The 16,659-nt window shown below is 40.6% G+C and carries 17 protein-coding genes and 1 pseudogene; 13 read left to right on the top strand and 5 right to left on the bottom strand.

Annotated features, from left to right (window positions below; translation table 11 throughout):
* Positions 1-27 precede the first annotated feature (27 nt).
* Entirely contained in the window at positions 28-591 is a 564-nt protein-coding gene (locus AC3E7H_RS07425) for a sugar O-acetyltransferase (protein ID WP_007554540.1), read from the top strand.
* Positions 592-727: 136 nt separating this feature from the next.
* On the opposite strand, the gene AC3E7H_RS07420 is transcribed toward AC3E7H_RS07425, so the two are convergent.
* Both AC3E7H_RS07420 and AC3E7H_RS07415 read right to left on the bottom strand, forming a co-directional pair.
* Entirely contained in the window at positions 728-1,411 is a 684-nt protein-coding gene (locus AC3E7H_RS07420) for a DUF4956 domain-containing protein (RefSeq protein WP_490676330.1), read from the bottom strand.
* Positions 1,404-2,180, bottom strand: coding sequence for a polyphosphate polymerase domain-containing protein (locus AC3E7H_RS07415; protein WP_490676329.1), 777 nt, complete (start codon positions 2,178-2,180; stop codon positions 1,404-1,406). Before AC3E7H_RS07415 ends, AC3E7H_RS07420 begins: the two co-directional genes overlap by 8 nt.
* A gap of 206 nt (positions 2,181-2,386) precedes the next feature.
* Here AC3E7H_RS07415 and AC3E7H_RS07410 point away from each other — a divergent pair, with 206 nt between their 5' ends.
* The 4 genes from AC3E7H_RS07410 to AC3E7H_RS07395 all read left to right on the top strand — a co-directional run bounded on the left by AC3E7H_RS07410 (position 2,387) and on the right by AC3E7H_RS07395 (position 6,201).
* On the top strand, positions 2,387-3,604 hold the full coding sequence (locus tag AC3E7H_RS07410) for a carbohydrate-binding domain-containing protein (RefSeq protein ID WP_490676328.1): 1,218 nt from the start codon (positions 2,387-2,389) through the stop codon (positions 3,602-3,604).
* Positions 3,605-3,737: 133 nt separating this feature from the next.
* Positions 3,738-4,454: an ABC transporter ATP-binding protein gene (locus AC3E7H_RS07405; RefSeq protein ID WP_042759577.1), complete on the top strand. Its 717-nt coding sequence runs from the start codon at positions 3,738-3,740 to the stop codon at positions 4,452-4,454.
* Between the two features lies 1 nt (position 4,455).
* The gene (locus AC3E7H_RS07400) at positions 4,456-5,538 is read left to right on the top strand and encodes an ABC transporter permease (RefSeq protein ID WP_490676327.1); all 1,083 of its coding nucleotides are present in this window, start codon (positions 4,456-4,458) and stop codon (positions 5,536-5,538) included.
* A gap of 39 nt (positions 5,539-5,577) precedes the next feature.
* Entirely contained in the window at positions 5,578-6,201 is a 624-nt protein-coding gene (locus AC3E7H_RS07395; RefSeq protein WP_049530157.1) for a TetR/AcrR family transcriptional regulator, read from the top strand.
* Positions 6,202-6,363: 162 nt separating this feature from the next.
* Here the strand turns inward: AC3E7H_RS07395 and AC3E7H_RS07390 are convergent, their stop codons facing one another.
* From AC3E7H_RS07390 to AC3E7H_RS07380, 3 genes are all read right to left on the bottom strand, one after another.
* On the bottom strand, positions 6,364-6,567 hold the full coding sequence (locus AC3E7H_RS07390; RefSeq protein WP_000020982.1) for a CsbD family protein: 204 nt from the start codon (positions 6,565-6,567) through the stop codon (positions 6,364-6,366).
* A 116-nt stretch (positions 6,568-6,683) separates the two neighbouring features.
* The gene (locus tag AC3E7H_RS07385; protein WP_414267865.1) at positions 6,684-7,316 is read right to left on the bottom strand and encodes a DUF421 domain-containing protein; all 633 of its coding nucleotides are present in this window, start codon (positions 7,314-7,316) and stop codon (positions 6,684-6,686) included.
* Complete coding sequence (locus AC3E7H_RS07380; RefSeq protein WP_490676326.1) at positions 7,313-7,765, bottom strand: DUF3290 family protein; 453 nt, start codon at positions 7,763-7,765, stop codon at positions 7,313-7,315. The genes AC3E7H_RS07385 and AC3E7H_RS07380 overlap by 4 nt, the downstream gene beginning before the upstream one ends.
* 192 nt (positions 7,766-7,957) lie before the next feature.
* Between AC3E7H_RS07380 and AC3E7H_RS07375 the strand changes: the two genes are divergently transcribed.
* The 8 genes and pseudogenes from AC3E7H_RS07375 to AC3E7H_RS07340 form a co-directional block, all read left to right on the top strand.
* Complete coding sequence (locus tag AC3E7H_RS07375) at positions 7,958-8,722, top strand: nucleoside phosphorylase (protein WP_490676325.1); 765 nt, start codon at positions 7,958-7,960, stop codon at positions 8,720-8,722.
* A 32-nt stretch (positions 8,723-8,754) separates the two neighbouring features.
* Positions 8,755-10,134: a TrkH family potassium uptake protein gene (locus tag AC3E7H_RS07370; protein ID WP_490676324.1), complete on the top strand. Its 1,380-nt coding sequence runs from the start codon at positions 8,755-8,757 to the stop codon at positions 10,132-10,134.
* 13 nt (positions 10,135-10,147) lie between these two features.
* Complete coding sequence (locus AC3E7H_RS07365; protein ID WP_490676323.1) at positions 10,148-10,813, top strand: potassium channel family protein; 666 nt, start codon at positions 10,148-10,150, stop codon at positions 10,811-10,813.
* Between the two features lie 156 nt (positions 10,814-10,969).
* Positions 10,970-13,645, top strand: a complete 2,676-nt coding sequence (locus tag AC3E7H_RS07360) for an SSURE domain-containing protein (RefSeq protein ID WP_490676322.1) — start codon at positions 10,970-10,972, stop codon at positions 13,643-13,645.
* A 123-nt stretch (positions 13,646-13,768) separates the two neighbouring features.
* Entirely contained in the window at positions 13,769-14,467 is a 699-nt protein-coding gene (locus tag AC3E7H_RS07355; RefSeq protein WP_490676321.1) for a response regulator transcription factor, read from the top strand.
* Positions 14,464-15,516 (top strand): sensor histidine kinase, encoded by a 1,053-nt coding sequence (locus tag AC3E7H_RS07350; protein ID WP_490676320.1) that lies wholly within the window; start codon positions 14,464-14,466, stop codon positions 15,514-15,516. The genes AC3E7H_RS07355 and AC3E7H_RS07350 overlap by 4 nt, the downstream gene beginning before the upstream one ends.
* Before the next feature lie 194 nt (positions 15,517-15,710).
* Positions 15,711-16,322, top strand: a complete 612-nt coding sequence (gene rpsD / locus AC3E7H_RS07345) for a 30S ribosomal protein S4 (protein WP_000092756.1) — start codon at positions 15,711-15,713, stop codon at positions 16,320-16,322.
* Positions 16,323-16,527: 205 nt separating this feature from the next.
* Positions 16,528-16,659 (top strand): annotated as a pseudogene (locus AC3E7H_RS07340) (sigma-70 family RNA polymerase sigma factor); the annotation flags it as partial.

Genomic DNA, 16,659 nt, shown 5'->3' with positions numbered 1-16,659 from the left:
GAGTATAAAAAACAAGGATATCAAAATATGAAAACTGAATATCAAAAAATGATTGCGGGGGAACCCTATCACCCGTTTGATCCAGAACTCCGTGCCTTAGCGCAAACAGCGCGACAAAAGCAAGCAGCTTTTAATGAAGAAGTCGACCCGGTAAAAGGTATGGAAATCATCAAAGGTTGGTTTGGTTCTACTGGTGAAAATCTCTACATCAACACTCGCTTGATGGTAGATTACGGGGTCAATATTCATCTGGGAGAAAATTTTTATTCCAATTGGAATTTAACTATGCTAGATGTTTGTCCTATAACCATCGGTGATAATGCCATGATTGGTCCTAATTGTCAATTTTTAACACCCCTTCACCCACTGGATCCCGACGAACGAAACTCAGGACTAGAATTTGGCAAACCCATCACGATTGGTAAGAACTTTTGGGCAGGTGGTGGTGTCATTGTCCTACCGGGTGTTACTTTAGGGGATAATGTCGTTGCAGGAGCAGGAGCGGTCATTACAAAATCCTTTGGTGACAATGTTGTTCTAGCAGGAAATCCAGCACGAGTTATCAAAGAGATTCCAGTTAAAGGAAATTAAAGGTTGAGATAGAGAAGATGTAGTCTTTTTCACAAGAACTCTTTGGAATCGAAAAGCCTAACCAGTCTCAGTATCAAAAACTTATTGCTAGCAAAAAACGAGGTCGGAATTTTTATCCGAGCCTCGTTTTTCGTTTTTAGAGATTCTTTCTCTTTTTAGCTTTTTTAGTTAATGCCACATCGCATTGATCGATATTCTGTGTAAGGTAGCTAGTCACTTGGAAATCATCAACCTCTGTTTTTAGCTCGACTTCATAGACAATGCTAAGGTTGTCCCCTGCATTTGTGCTATTGATTGTAATCATGTCAATTTCTGAGCAGAATTGGTCAAGAGCTGATTGGATAGCACCTTGAATTTTCTCTTGATTAGCTACCGTGATTGTCAAAAGTCTACGGCGTTGATTGTCAGTTTTAATCTGTTGATTTTCCAAAAGGAACCAAACACCCAAGATAAAGAGGGTGAAGAGAATAGCCAAGAAGAGATAGCCTGTTCCACAAGCCAAACCGATAATCATGGCTAGGAAAATTGCAATCAGTTCTCTTGAACCACTCGTTGCAGAACGGAAACGGATCAAACTAAAGGTTCCGGCTACAGCAATCGAAGTACCCAAGCTTCCATTGACCAGAAAAATAACCAAAGTCATAAGGCAGGGAAGCAGAGTCAAGCTGATAGCAAATTCTCTGGTGTAGAGGGTTCTATATTTGTAAGTCCAAGTAAGTGCCAAACCGAGGACGAGACTGACTAGAAGTGCCAGCAGTAGTTGGAAGGGGTCTGCACTTGCAGTGGCGTTGTTGAAAATTGAGTTAAATAGATTAAGCATAAGCGGTACCTGCGCTTTCTATACTGGGACGTGGTGCATAAGGAAGCCCTTGAGATTTGTGGTAAGCACAACTGTATTTTGAAAATTTGTGCTCCATCAAACTATACTTGTCTAGGATGTCTTGTAACCACTGAGGTTTGTTTCCAGGAGCTTTAATCTCCATAATCACAGTATTATCATCTAGTAAAGCATCTCCATGGTTTCCAGCGAAGAGACTGACATTTTCATCTCTATAGATTAGATTTTGGTCAATGGTGATACGAATTTTATTATAGTCGTAGCCCTCGATGTATTTTTTTTCCTTTAATGAAAACAGATCATAGTAGATGTACATACGAGGCTGGATTGCTTGCTTGTAATCCTGATGAAGTTTTTTCACTTTTTCAATGACGACTGTATCAGTAATGCTAGCATCCAAGTGCCCTTTGGTCATAAAATTAAGGATAGAACTAGGAGTTGAGAGTAGTCTAAACTTGCGACCAACTCCTTCTTGGTCCTTGGTTTTGATTTCTAAAAATACTTGACTATCTGCTTTGGGTTGACTGAGATAGGTCCGCATCCGAACCTTTTCTTTTCGCTTATTTCCAAAATCATCATCTTGGAGCACAGCAAAGTCTTCCGTATCAAAGTAGATATTTGAAATAGTTGAAATTGGATAGTCGTCTTCTACTAGATATTCCTTTAAATCTTGAATCAGTTTGTCTAGTTTATCTTTGGAAACAATATATTTGGTTTCAATCCGTTTGAAAGTTGTTTCTAATGGTTTCATAAGTATTTCTCCTCTTGCTTTCAGTTATACTATTTTTAAACAAGGTGAACTTGCTTGTCTACAATTCTAGAGGGAATTTCTAAAACTTTTGTTAAATTTAACTTAATTGAAACTAAACTTAAGAAAACTTTCAGAAAAAGTTTAGGCTTCTTTTAGGAAAGACCCGTAGACTAAGAGCATGTAAAATGAAAGACGAGGAAACGAGCATGAAAGCAAAAAAATGGACATTCCTATTAACAAGTATAACAACTCTAGCACTGGTAACAGCATGTGCCCAGTCAACCTCAAATACAACAGCTAGCAATAGTACTGCAACGACAACAGTAACTACCAATAAGAAAACATCTAGTTACTTTACAGATAAGGACTATGATACTTCTTATGATGAAAAAACAGCAGCAACTGTAACTCTGTCAGAATCAACGGCGACGGTATCAGGTGATGGAGTAGCCGTATCAGGTTCTACCGTTACAATCTCTAAGTCAGGAACTTATGTAATTTCTGGTCAATCCGACGGAGTTCAAATCAAGATTGAAGCTGGAAGTTCAGATGACGTACATATCATCCTAAACGGTGTAACCATGACCAATACCAATGCAGCTATTTCAGCAACATCAGCTGGACACGTCTACCTGACACTAGCAGACGGCACCACCAATAGCCTGTCAGATTCAGCTTCAAATAGTGATGACAAGGCTGACGCGGCCCTCTTTTCTAAAGTAGACTTGACCATCAACGGTAAAGGAACTCTCAATGTAGATGGTAAGAAAAACAATGGTATCAAGGCAAATGATACACTTCACATCACAGGTGGAAGCTACAACATCACAGCAGTCGGGGATGCCTTTAATGTTAATGATGAACTCAACATTACCGGCACAACTATGACTATCGATGCCAAGGAAGACGGAGTTAAGGTCGACAATGATGAGGACACATCTGTAGGAACCATGTATCTCTCTGACAATACCATCACTGTTACTGCTGGAGATGATGGTATCCACGCATCAGGTGATTTGGTTATTGATAGTGGTACCTATACCGTTAAGAATTCTACAGAAGGGCTTGAAGGTAAGTCAATTACTATCAACGGTGGAGATATCGCCATCTATTCAACGGATGATGGTGTCAATGCAGCCAACAAAAATGCTCAACAAAGTGAAATTTTCTTCACTATGAATGGTGGGAACTTGACGGTTGAAGTTGGTCAAGGGGACACGGATCCAATTGACTCAAATGGTAACATTACTGTTACGGGAGGAACCATCAAAATGACTGGTCAAACTGGTTTTGACTTTGATGGAACAGCGACTCACACAGGCGGAGACATCTATTTCAATGGTGAAAAACAGACTGAGATTGTCAATTCGATACCTGGTGGAGGTGGACCTCAAGGAAATGGAGGCCCTGGTGGACGACCATAAAAAAATCTCCTTTCTCGAAAGAGAAGGGAGATTTTTTTTCAATTTTCTACTTTCTACTTGACAAGTGAGCGTTCACTCACTATAATAGTCTCATGATTAAAAAGTGAGTAAACACTCACCTGAGAGGATTCAAATGAAAAAATTGTTACATTTAAAAGATTTAGAAAAATCTTTTGGTCGTCAAATGGTCTTAGATCACGTTGGTTTTGATTTAAAGCCTGGAGAAATCATTGGTCTAATCGGTCCATCAGGTGCTGGTAAATCAACTATGATTAAAACCATGCTAGGAATGGAAAAGGCGGATAGCGGTATCGCTTTAGTCTTGGACCATACTATGCCAAATCGTCATATTTTAGGTGATATTGGCTATATGGCTCAGTCTGATGCTCTTTATGAGGCCTTGTCAGGTCAAGAAAATCTAGAATTTTTTGGTCAGCTAAAAGGGCTATCCAAAAGAGATCTGACAGCTGAAATTGCCCATGTGGCTCAAGTTGTGGATCTGACAGAGCATTTGAATAAAACGGTATCCGGTTATTCTGGAGGAATGAAGCGACGCTTGTCTTTAGCCGTCGCGCTTCTGGGGAATCCTCAGCTCTTGATTTTGGACGAACCGACAGTTGGAATCGACCCTTCTCTTCGAAAGAAAATCTGGAAAGAATTATTCGCGCTTAGAGACAATGGGGTAGGGATATTAGTTACTACCCATGTTATGGATGAAGCAGAGTTAACGGATAAGGTCGGCTTATTATTAGGTGGAAAAATCATTGCTTTTGATACACCGCAACACTTAAAAGATAGTTATCAAGTTTCAAGTATTGAAGAAGTCTTTTTGAAAGCAGAAGGAGAGTAAGATGAGAACCATTGCTATTGCTAAAAAAGTTATCAAAGAATTGCTTCGTGACAAACGAACCTTGGCTATGATGTTTGTAGCGCCGGTATTTATTATGTGGCTGATGAACCTCATGTTTTCAGCTAGTACAACCGTGAATGTCAAGTTAGCGACACAAGATCTACCAACTGGTTTGGTAACAAAAATGGATGAGCTCGATCATGTGGACGTCGAGACTTATCAAGACTTAGATCAGGCTAAAAAAGCTCTAGCTGACGAGAAAGTAGATGCAGTCATATCGTATAAAGATGGTGAGTATCAGGTCGACTACGCAAATACGGATGCTTCTAAAACAACTATGACACGACAAGTGTTACGAACAAGTATCGTCAATGAAGGCACCGATCAGTTATTATCTCGTGTCAAACAAGCTCTTCCACAATTGAAATTAGATGAAAAGGCGCCTGAAATCAAAGAATCTTACCAATATGGAGATAAAAATACTGGATTCTTTGCACGTATGATTCCAATTTTAATTGGCTTTGTGGTCTTCTTCTTTGTCTTTTTGATTTCTGGTATGGCACTGTTGAAAGAGCGAACAAGTGGAACCTTGGATCGCTTGTTAGCAACCCCAGTGAAATGTTCTGAAATCGTCTATGGCTATATGTTGTCTTACGGTATTATTGCGATTTTTCAAACGGCAGTTGTCGTTTTAGCAGCAATTTGGCTACTAGATGTAGAAGTTGTAGGAAATATTTTAAATGTTATAATAGTTAATGTGGTACTGGCTCTTGTAGCACTAGCTTTTGGAATTCTCTTGTCTACTCTAGCAAAATCAGAATTCCAAATGATGCAATTTATTCCTCTCGTGATTATGCCCCAACTTTTTTTCTCAGGAATTATTCCATTGTCATCCATGGGAGAATGGGCTCCAACTGTGGGGAAATTTTTGCCATTAACCTATTCTGGTGATGCAATAAGCCAGATTATTCTTTACGGACACAATCTTGGTGATATTTTGTCAAATCTTGGTGTTTTAATGATTTTCTTGATCATTTTAACAATTCTCAATATTGTTGGATTGCGTCGTTATCGTAAAGTTTAGAAATCAACATAAATAATGCTAAAAAGGTGTGAAGATTGGATGGATAAGACTGTTTTTGAATCGTTTGAAGATTACTTAGAAGAAGCGAATTACCCTCAAGGAAAGAAAAAAATCATGCAGGCAGCAGTGGATCTCATATCAACCAGGAGTTACCATGGGACCTCAACTCTTCACATAGCTGAGCGTGCTGGACTAAGCCAGGCAACTTTGTTTAAGTATTTTAAGACGAAGGATGATTTACTGACGGCTATTTTACATCCTGTAGTCCCAGGCATTCTCGGTAGTTTTTTTGAGGAACTCTTAGCTTTTGAAACGACAGAAGAGAGGGTTCGTTATCTCGTCCATAATCGTATGAGCTATCTCAAAAAAAATCGTGCCTTGATGAAAATCATTCTACAAGAGAGTTTTTCAAATAAAAAACTAAAAAATGAACAGATTTTTATCTGGAATGCTATTCAAGATAAACTTCGAGTGCTTCATAAGGAATTGCTAGCAGATCCACGTGTAAATCCAGAGATAACGATTCCTCAAATGGTTCGCATCTGTATAGGTCCATTGTTAGCTTACTTCTCTCAACTATATATCATTGGTGACAATGTCGAAATTAGTGAAGAGGACTTAGGCTTATTGGAAAAACAAATCTTAGGTGGTTTGTGGAAATAGGAGGAGTATAGGAATTAGTTCTTTTTGCTTTAGGTTGAGCAACACATCATAAGAAGTATTTTCTAATATTAAAAAACATAATAATTTAAAGAAAAAACTCTTATCCCTAGCATATTAACAGCTTGGAATAAGAGTTTCTTATGTTATTAGGACGAGAAAGAATTATTCTCCGTCTTTTTTAAAGATGTTTTTTACGCCAGATACTGCACCTTCGACAGCTTCTTTTGCATCTTCAGCAACTTCTTTAGCTTTTGAAGCTACTTTTTCTGCAGCTCCTTCTGCTTGAGTTTTTGTATCGCCAGTTAGTTTACCAAAACCTTCTTTAACAGAACCTTTAGCTTGGTTGAATTTTTCTTCGATTGACATGGGGGATACCTCCGTTAATTTTTTGTATTATCTAAATTACATCAGATATTAATTTAAGTATATACCCTTTTATGCTAAAAAGCAAAAAACTGATACGAAAAGCATCAGTTTATTTTTTAATAGGTTACAACATTCAATTGACCTTTATCATATTCAGCAATAAAGATATTTGAGACTTCTTCGAAACCTTCTTCTTTCAATTTCTCAGTTAGCCACTCCTCGGATTTGCCAATGGTTTCTAGGATTTCAACTTGGACGACACCGTCGGTAATAATTGGATACTTAGGATTTTCATCGCCCATTCTTACGACAATCAGCTGTCCATTTTGCTCAATCACAGCTCTCTTGACATCCTTCAGTTGGAAGATTCCTTGAGAGCGCAATTTAAGAGCTACATCTGCGGCTGCAAGACCTTTTGAGCGACAAGCTTCTGGATCTAATGTTCCATTTTTAATGATAATCGTAGGTTTTCCGTCAATCAGATGTTTGATGAAGGAAACATTGGTATTCAACCATTTAAGGAGTAAAATGAGAATAGTCCAAATAATGAGGATAACAATGTATTGGATGATGGTAATAGAACTATTGTAGATAACCCCACCGATAATACCCCCGAGAACAAAGTTCTGAATTTGGTCCACTGCAGAACTTGGTGCTAGATTTCCTTTACCTGTTACGTTAATAACAAAAACAAGAGAAAGAAGCCCCAAGGCCAATTTAATTGCAATTGTAGCAAAAAAGCTTATCATTTTTCAACCTCCACGAGTTCAACATCTGATTTATAGAGTTCCATTTTTTCTAATAAATAGCTATCTTGGTCAGTCCCGCTAATGGTACGATAAAAATGTTCGCCAACCTTAATAATAGCTCCATCAGTTACTGCTGAGGTATTGACATAGACCTCTTTTTTATCTACACCTAATTCTTTTGAAACGACTTCGATAAAGTTTAGGGAAGAGCGGAATTGATTATCATTGGATTGACTGTTTTGAAGATTCGTAATGCTTATCAAAACGAATGCGATTAAGGTCAAAATAGAAATGAGCGATAATTCACGGAACTTGCTCCCTTTTTTATCTTTGAAAGCTTTAAATGCAAAAAATCCAGTCACGATAAGCAGTAAAGCTGATACGATAATCATGACCCAATTCTGTTGACTAATCTGACTGAGCACATAGTCATAGGAATAGAATTTCATAAAACTCCCTCACTTTTTTAAATTCAATCTATTATAAAATAATTCCTAAGCTATAGCAAGTTTATTATGACGAAAAAAGCATTTAATTGTTGTTTCCTACTTAAGGTAGGTTTTTTCTGATTTGACTTAGGCTTCCGTCTTGACTTTCGTTTTGCTTTTGTTATAATAGTACAAATTTAGAGGAGGTACTCTATGATTCAAAAACATGCCATTCCTATTTTAGAGTTTGATGATAATCCTCAGGCAGTCATCATGCCAAATCACGAAGGATTAGATTTACAGTTGCCAAAGAAGTGCATCTATGCATTTTTGGAAGAAGAGATTGACCGCTATGCTCAGGAAGTAGAAGCAGAGTGCGTAGGGGAGTTTGTTTCTGCCACTAAAACCTATCCTGTCTATGTCATGAGTTACAAGGGTGAGGAAGTATGTCTGGCTCAGGCTCCTGTTGGTTCTGCCCCTGCGGCTCAGTTTATGGATTGGTTGCTTGGCTACGGTGTAGAGAAAATCATCTCCACGGGAACCTGCGGGGTGCTGAGTAATATAGAAGAAAATGCCTTTCTGGTTCCAGTCCGAGCCCTGCGTGATGAAGGAACTAGTTACCATTATGCGCCGCCTTCTCGTTATATGGATGTTCATGTAGAAGCTGTTTCAGCCATTGAGCAAGTCTTGGAACAATTAGGGGTTCCTTATGAGGAAGTGATGGCCTGGTCGACAGATGGTTTTTACCGAGAAACAGCTGAAAAAGTTGCCTATCGCAAGGAAGAAGGCTGTGCAGTTGTGGAGATGGAGTGTGCAGCTCTTGCAGCAGTTGCCCAGCTTCGAGGAGTCGTTTGGGGACAACTTCTATTTACAGCCGACTCTCTAGCAGATTTAGAAAATTATGATAGCCGCGATTGGGGTTCAGAAGCTTTTGACAAGGCGCTAGGTCTCTGCCTTGAGATCGTTAGTCATATGTGAGTATTCTCAGATTTTTGTGGTACAATGTAGCTATGTTATTAAAATCAATTGTTGAAAAAATAAATACCATTCTAGGACGTTTATCACCCGCTCGGAGAATCTTTTTAAGTTTTGCTTTGGTTATTCTCTTGGGGTCTCTCCTTTTGAGTCTGCCATTTGCACAATCTCCAACATCTCATGCCGGTTACTTTGATCATTTATTTACAGCCGTATCTATGGTCTGTGTGACAGGACTTTTTACCTTACCTGTCGCTTCGACCTACAATGTCTGGGGGCAGCTGATCTGTATGTTCTTGATTCAGATTGGTGGTTTGGGTCTCATGACCTTTATCGGAATTTTCTATATCCAGGGCAAGCAAAAACTCAGTCTTCGAGGTCGAGAAACGATTCTGGAGAGCTTTAGCTTCGAAGAAACCCAGTCTCTGAGGGATTTTCTACGTTCCATCTTCGTGACGACTTTTCTAGTAGAAGGATTCGGAGCCTTTCTGTTAAGTTTTCGCTTTGTCCCCGAGTTTGGTTGGGGCCGAGGAATTTTTACTTCCATTTTCGTAGCAATTTCAGCTTTCTGTAATGCTGGATTTGATAATTTTGGAAGTACAAGTTTAGTAGCTTTTCAAACTGATCCTTTGATTAATTTAGTGATAGCAGGCTTGATTATTACGGGTGGTCTAGGTTTCATGGTTTGGTTCGACTTGGCTACCCAATTAGGAAAGAAGAAAAAGCGTCGGCTTCGCTTCCATACTAAGCTAGTCCTCTTCTTAACAGCGGGGATTTTATTTGCTGGAACAGTTTCAACCCTCTTGATAGAGTGGAACAATTCGGGAACGATTGGCAATCTCAGCTTCCCAGATAAATTGCTGGTTAGTTTCTTCCAAACTGTCAGCATGCGGACGGCAGGATTTGCTTCTATTGATTTTACTCAGGCTAGGCCTGTTACCTTGATGATCTATATTTTGCAGATGTTTCTGGGTGGGGCACCTGGCGGTACAGCAGGGGGACTAAAAATCACAACCTTCTTTGTCTTGTTGGTATTCGCACGCAGTGAGTTTTTAGGGTTACCTCATGCAAATGTGGCTAGAAGAACGATTGAACCTCGGACAGTCCAAAAATCATTCAGTGTCTTCATTATTTTTTTATTGACTTTTCTGGTTGGCTTGATTTTACTAGGAATAACAGCAGAAGGGAATCCGAAATTTATCTACCTGATGTTTGAAACTATTTCAGCGCTTGCCACGGTTGGAGTAACTGCTAATTTGACACCAGAGTTAGGTAAGCTAGCACTTAGTGTCATTATGCTACTGATGTTTGTTGGGCGAATCGGACCTCTGACGCTATTAGTTAGTTTGGCTGAGTATCGACCAGATAAGAAAGATATGATCCACTATATGAAAGCAGATATTACCATAGGATAAGAAAGGATAAACTATGTCAGATCGGACAATCGGAATTTTAGGCTTGGGTATTTTTGGGAGTAGTGTTCTGGCTGCTCTCGCCAAGCATGATATAAATATTATCGCTATTGACAACCATGAGGAACGAATCAATCAATTTGAACCAGTCTTGGTGCGTGGTGTTGTTGGAGATATCACAGATGAGGACCTCTTGCTATCAGCTGGAATTGATACCTGCGATACCGTAGTCGTCGCAACTGGTGAAAATCTAGAGTCTAGTGTTCTTGCAGTCATGCATTGCAAGAGTCTAGGGGTACCGACTGTTATTGCTAAGGTTAAAAGCCATACAGCAAAAAAAGTCCTTGAAAAAATCGGTGCAGACTCAGTCATTTCACCAGAGTTTGAGATGGGTCGTTCGTTGGCACAGACGATTCTCTTTAATAACAGTGTAGATGTCTTTCAGTTGGACAAGAATGTCTCGATTGTCGAGATGAAAATTCCACAATCGTGGTCAGGTAAGAGTCTAAGTCAACTTGATCTTCGAGGACGGTACAATCTCAATATCCTCGGTTTTCGTGACTACGAAAATGCTCCCTTAGATGTACAGTTTGGACCAAATGATTTATTAAAACCGGATACCTATATCATGGCAGTGATTAATAACCAATATTTGGATGCCCTAGCAAGCCTCAGTGAGTAGAAGAGGAATGACTATTCTTTTTTCAACGACTATTGAGTCAATATAAGTATTTTATAAGAGGGATTTAAGAAAAATTTTAACTTTTTCTTAATCCTTTTTAATTTTAGGAGATTATACTAGAGTCATCAAATAAAGAAAAACTCTAAGGAGAATCCTATGAAATTCAATCCAAATCAGAGATATACTCGTTGGTCTATCCGCCGTCTTAGTGTCGGTGTTGCCTCAGTTGTTGTGGCCAGTGGCTTCTTTGTCCTAGTTGGTCAACCAAGTTCTGCGCGTGCTGATGTGGTCAATCCGACCACTGCTCAAGTCGTGCCAGATGCAGATTCGGTGAGTGAAAAGAGCGACTTACCAGCAGAGCTACTCAAAGAAGCAGTGGATACTACTCTTCCTTCAGAACAGGCAGACTCAACACCTAAAGCAAGTTTGGATACGACAAGCTCTTCAGAAAAATCGGACGCAACTGCTAAAGAGCCGGTAGTAGCACCAAAAGAAGAAGTGCAAGCACAACCTGACTCTAAGAAACCAACAGAAGATGCAGTTAAACCTGTGGAGAGTCCTGCGTCTACAGTTTCTGGACAAGACCGCGAAGCCAGTGAAGCTCAACCAGCAACTACTCCAGCTGAAGTGCAAAAAGGCGTAGCCGACAACACCAAAGATACAGTGGACGTCCCAGCAACTTACCTGGACAAAGCTAACTTCCCAGGCCCATTCACAGCTGGCGTCAACCAAGTCATTCCATACGAATTCTTCGCTGGTGACGGTATGTTGACTCGCCTTATCTTGAAAGCGTCCGACAAGGCTCCATGGTCAGACAATGGCTCAGCCAAAAATCCTGCTCTCCCACCAGTAGAGAAATTGGGCAAAGGCCTTTACTTCTATGAAGTAGATTTGGCAGGTACTCAAGGAAAATCTGATAAAGACTTGTTAGACTTGTTAAAACAAAACGGCACTCAAAGCTATAAAGCAACTATCAAAGTGTACGGTGCAAAAGATGGCAAGGCTGATTTGAGCAACCTCGTAGCGACTAAAAATTTGGATGTCAACTTGAACGGCTTGACCACTCCAGCTGAAGTGCAAAAAGGTGTGGCTGATAACACCAAAGACACAGTAGATGTCCCAGCTACTTACTTGGACAAGGCCAACTTCCCAGGCCCATTCACAGCCGGAGTCAACCAAGTGATTCCATATGAATTCTTCGCCGGGGATGGTATGTTAACTCGCCTTATCTTGAAAGCCTCAGACAAAGCCCCATGGTCCGACAACGGCTCAGCCAAAAATCCGGCCCTTCCACCAGTAGAGAAATTGGGCAAAGGCCTTTACTTCTATGAAGTAGACTTGGTAGGTACTCAAGGCAAATCAGATAAAGAGCTTCTTGACCTCTTAAAACAAAACGGCACTCAAAGCTATAAAGCTACTATTAAAGTGTACGGTGCGAAAGATGGCAAAGCAGATTTGACTAACCTCGTAGCGACTAAGGATTTGACAGTGAACTTGAACGGCTTGACCACTCCTGCTGAAGTGCAAAAAGGTGTGGCTGATAATACCAAAGACACAGTTGATGTTCCAGCTACTTACTTGGACAAGGCTAACTTCCCTGGCGCATTCACAGCCGGTGTCAACCAAGTCATTCCATATGAATTCTTCGCTGGTGACGGTATGTTGACTCGTCTGATCTTGAAAGCATCCGACAAGGCTCCATGGTCAGACAATGGCTCAGCTAAAAATCCGGCCCTTCCACCAGTAGAAAAATTGGGCAAAGGTCTTTACTTCTATGAAGTGGACTTAGCAGGTACTCAAGGCAAATCTGACAAAGACCTTCTTGACCTCTTGAAACAAAACGGTACGCAAAGTTATAAAGCTACCATCAAAGTGTACGGTGCAAAAGATGGCAAGCCTGACTTAACTAATCTTGTAGTCACTAAAAATTTGGATGTCAACTTGAATGGCTTGACCACTCCAGCTGAAGTTCAAAAAGGCGTGGCTGATAATACCAAAGACACAGTAGATGTCCCAGCTACTTACTTGGACAAGGCTAATTTCCCTGGCCCATTCACAGCTGGTGTTAATCAAGTTATTCCGTATGAATTCTTCGCCGGAGACGGTATGTTGACTCGTCTTATCTTGAAAGTCTCAGACAAGGCCCCATGGTCAGACAACGGTTCAGCTAAAAATCCTGCTCTCCCACCAGTAGAGAAATTGGGCAAAGGTCTCTACTTCTATGAAGTGGATTTGGCAGGTACTCAAGGTAAATCAGATAAAGAGCTGCTTGACTTGTTAAAACAAAACGGCACTCAAAGCTATAAAGCTACTATTAAAGTGTATGGTGCGAAAGATGGCAAAGCAGATTTGAATAACCTCGTAGCGACTAAGGATTTGACAGTGAACTTGAATGGACATCAGTCTCTTATTCCGATGCAGTCAGGTTTCGTTCCATCTTCTAATGGTTCAGCTATGCCGACTCCAATGATGAATAGTCATCAAGGTACTTCTAATATGAAAGCTCAAATGCCAGCTGCTAGCCAGGATAAGATGATGCCTAACAAAGAGCGAGACAAAACCATGAATGTTAGTCAGCTAATGGCAACTCCAAGTATGAAGCAAGACCAAGCTCCAGCAGCCTCAAGCAAAATGTCTGATGAAGGCAAGATGGCATCTAATAATAAGGTATCAAGTCCAATGATGGCTGATCAAATGAAAGAACCAAAAGGCATGCTTCCATATACTGGTGAAGCCCAAACATCAATGGCTACTATTGGATTCTTTGGCCTCGCCTTGGCCGGACTGCTAGGTGGTCTCGGTTTGAAAGCTAAAAAAGAGGATAATGACTAGTCTAGCTACAGACTTTATATCTAGGATTTAAAAAATCTAGATATGGTTTAGAATGCTCGTAAAGCGATTAAAATAGTGTTATACTATTGTGGTATAGCACTGTTTTTTTCAAAGGAGAGACAGATGGGAAAGACCATTTTACTCGTTGACGACGAGGTAGAAATCACAGATATTCATCAACGTTATCTGGTTCAGGCGGGTTATCAGGTTTTGGTGGCTCATGATGGAGTAGAGGCTTTAGAAATCTTCAAGCGAAAATCGATTGATTTGATTATTACAGATATCATGATGCCTCGGCTGGATGGCTATGATTTGATTAGTGAGGTTCAGTATCATTCTCCAGATCAGCCTTTTCTCTTTATCACGGCTAAGACCAGTGAGCAAGACAAGATTTATGGCCTGAGCTTGGGGGCAGACGACTTTATTGCCAAGCCCTTTAGCCCACGTGAGCTAGTTTTACGTGTCCACAATATCTTGCGTCGCCTTCATCGTGGAGGTGAGACAGAGGTCGTCAGTCTCGGGGATTTACGGATGAATCACGGTAGTCATGAGGTCCAAGTCGGAGATGTAGCACTTGATTTGACAGTCAAATCCTTCGAGCTTTTATGGCTTTTAGCCAGCAATCCAAAGCGGGTTTTCTCTAAGACAGATCTCTATGAAAAGGTCTGGCAAGAAGACTATGTGGATGATACCAATACCTTGAATGTTCATATTCATGCTCTTCGACAGGAGTTGGCTAAATATGCCAGTGCAGAAACGCCCACCATCAAAACCGTTTGGGGCTTGGGCTATAAAATTGAGAAAGCACGAGGTAGTCAATGAAATTAAAAAGTTATATTCTAGTGGGTTATATCATTTCAACACTCCTAACGATTATCGTAGTTTTTTGGGCGGTCCAGCGAATGTTAATTGACGAAAGAGAGATTTATTTCCTAGTGGGAATGACTCTCATGGCAAGTTTTGTTGGTGCTGGGATTAGTCTCTATCTCCTATCACCGGTCTTTACTTCATTGGGTAAACTCAAGGAACATGCCAAGCGAGTAGCGGACAAAGATTTTCCTTCAAATCTGGAGGTTCAAGGGCCTGTAGAATTTCAGCAGTTAGGTCAGGCTTTTAATGAAATGTCACATGATTTACAGGCGACCTTTGATTCCTTGGAAGAAAGCGAACGGGAAAAGGGCTTGATGATTGCCCAGCTGTCGCATGATATCAAGACCCCCATCACTTCGATCCAAGCGACGGTAGAAGGGATTTTGGACGGGGTTATCAAAGAAGGAGAACAAGCCCATTATCTAGCAACCATTGGACGCCAGACAGAACGGCTTAATAAACTGGTTGAAGAGTTGAATTTTTTAACCCTTAACACAGCTAGAAATCAGGCGGAGACGACTAGTAAAGACAGCATTTTTCTGGATCAGCTCTTGATTGAGTGCATGAGTGAATTTCAGTTCTTGATTGAGCAGGAGGAGCGAGATGTCCACTTACAGGTAATTCCTGAGTCTGCTCGAGTTGACGGAGATTATGCCAAACTTTCTCGTATCTTGGTGAATCTGGTCAATAACGCTTTTAAATACTCTGCTCCAGGAACCAAACTGGAGGTGGTAGCTAAGCTGGAGAATAGCCAGCTTTCAATCAGTGTGACCGATGAGGGGCAGGGAATTGCCCCAGAGGACTTGGAGAATATTTTCAAACGCCTTTATCGTGTCGAAACTTCGCGCAATATGAAAACAGGTGGTCATGGCTTAGGTCTTGCTATTGCGCGTGAATTAGCCCATCAATTAGGTGGAGAAATCACAGTTACCAGCCAGTACGGCCTAGGAAGTACCTTTACCCTCCTTCTCAACCTTTCTGGTAGTGAAAATAAAGCTTAACCCCCCTTTACAAATCCAGCCATTCATGGTAGAATGGATTTTGTGTGAAATATCAGCAGGAAAGCATGAAGCTCGTCAACAGGTGTCTTATAATAAGTAACCTTGGCTGTTTAGGCGAAGGGCATCTGCACGAATCAGGGCTTTCTAAGTGACTATTTCCACCGAAATATTATTTATATCAGGAGGACATTCACATGTCACGTTATACAGGACCATCTTGGAAACAAGCTCGTCGCCTTGGCCTTTCACTTACAGGTACAGGTAAAGAATTGGCACGTCGTAACTACGTACCAGGACAACACGGACCAAACAACCGTTCTAAATTGTCAGAATACGGTTTGCAATTGGCTGAAAAACAAAAACTTCGTTTCACTTACGGTGTAGGTGAAAAACAATTCCGTAACTTGTTCGTACAAGCTACAAAAATCAAAGGCGGAATCCTAGGTTTCAACTTCATGCTTCTTTTGGAACGTCGTTTGGATAACGTTGTTTACCGTCTTGGTCTTGCGACTACTCGTCGTCAAGCTCGTCAATTCGTAAACCACGGCCACATCCTTGTTGACGGAAAACGCGTTGATATCCCATCATACCGTGTAACTCCAGGTCAAGTGATCTCAGTTCGTGAAAAATCATTGAAAGTTCCAGCTATCCTTGAAGCAGTAGAAGCAACTCTTGGACGTCCAGCATTCGTATCATTCGATGCTGAAAAATTGGAAGGTTCATTGACTCGTTTGCCAGAACGTGACGAGATCAACCCAGAAATCAACGAAGCCCTTGTCGTTGAATTCTACAACAAAATGCTTTAATTTTAAGATTTGTTTTACAAAAAGCCTACAACAGTGGGCTTTTTGCTTTGTCTGAAAATTAGACTATGAAAAACTAGCAAGCTTTATGTGAATTACAAACTGATAATCAATAACATTACAGACATGAAAAAACACAAGATAGGAAAGACGACTCTTCTTTCCCCCTTTCACTGCTATACTACAAGCAGAGAAAGGGGGAAAGCAAATGCTTGAGAAGTACTATGAGAAGGTAAAAGGAATTGTTTATAAATGTAGAAAAGATTACTATCTTCACCTGTGGGAGAAAGAGGATTGGGACCAAGAGGGAATGATCTGTCTCCATGAACTTTTAGAACAC

Source organism: Streptococcus sp. SCPM-O-B-15304 (M98), assembly GCF_058200215.1.
This window is presented reverse-complemented; position numbering and strand designations above follow the sequence as displayed.

Bases quoted from the DNA above. Each gene is read 5' to 3' on its own strand.
- AC3E7H_RS07425 (WP_007554540.1), top strand. From the start codon at position 28: ATGAAAACTGAATATCAAAAAATGATTGCGGGGGAACCCTATCACCCG.
- AC3E7H_RS07420 (WP_490676330.1), bottom strand. From the start codon at position 1,411: ATGCTTAATCTATTTAACTCAATTTTCAACAACGCCACTGCAAGTGCA.
- AC3E7H_RS07415 (WP_490676329.1), bottom strand. From the start codon at position 2,180: ATGAAACCATTAGAAACAACTTTCAAACGGATTGAAACCAAATATATT.
- AC3E7H_RS07410 (WP_490676328.1), top strand. From the start codon at position 2,387: ATGAAAGCAAAAAAATGGACATTCCTATTAACAAGTATAACAACTCTA.
- AC3E7H_RS07405 (WP_042759577.1), top strand. From the start codon at position 3,738: ATGAAAAAATTGTTACATTTAAAAGATTTAGAAAAATCTTTTGGTCGT.
- AC3E7H_RS07400 (WP_490676327.1), top strand. From the start codon at position 4,456: ATGAGAACCATTGCTATTGCTAAAAAAGTTATCAAAGAATTGCTTCGT.
- AC3E7H_RS07395 (WP_049530157.1), top strand. From the start codon at position 5,578: ATGGATAAGACTGTTTTTGAATCGTTTGAAGATTACTTAGAAGAAGCG.
- AC3E7H_RS07390 (WP_000020982.1), bottom strand. From the start codon at position 6,567: ATGTCAATCGAAGAAAAATTCAACCAAGCTAAAGGTTCTGTTAAAGAA.
- AC3E7H_RS07385 (WP_414267865.1), bottom strand. From the start codon at position 7,316: ATGATAAGCTTTTTTGCTACAATTGCAATTAAATTGGCCTTGGGGCTT.
- AC3E7H_RS07380 (WP_490676326.1), bottom strand. From the start codon at position 7,765: ATGAAATTCTATTCCTATGACTATGTGCTCAGTCAGATTAGTCAACAG.
- AC3E7H_RS07375 (WP_490676325.1), top strand. From the start codon at position 7,958: ATGATTCAAAAACATGCCATTCCTATTTTAGAGTTTGATGATAATCCT.
- AC3E7H_RS07370 (WP_490676324.1), top strand. From the start codon at position 8,755: ATGTTATTAAAATCAATTGTTGAAAAAATAAATACCATTCTAGGACGT.
- AC3E7H_RS07365 (WP_490676323.1), top strand. From the start codon at position 10,148: ATGTCAGATCGGACAATCGGAATTTTAGGCTTGGGTATTTTTGGGAGT.
- AC3E7H_RS07360 (WP_490676322.1), top strand. From the start codon at position 10,970: ATGAAATTCAATCCAAATCAGAGATATACTCGTTGGTCTATCCGCCGT.
- AC3E7H_RS07355 (WP_490676321.1), top strand. From the start codon at position 13,769: ATGGGAAAGACCATTTTACTCGTTGACGACGAGGTAGAAATCACAGAT.
- AC3E7H_RS07350 (WP_490676320.1), top strand. From the start codon at position 14,464: ATGAAATTAAAAAGTTATATTCTAGTGGGTTATATCATTTCAACACTC.
- rpsD (WP_000092756.1), top strand. From the start codon at position 15,711: ATGTCACGTTATACAGGACCATCTTGGAAACAAGCTCGTCGCCTTGGC.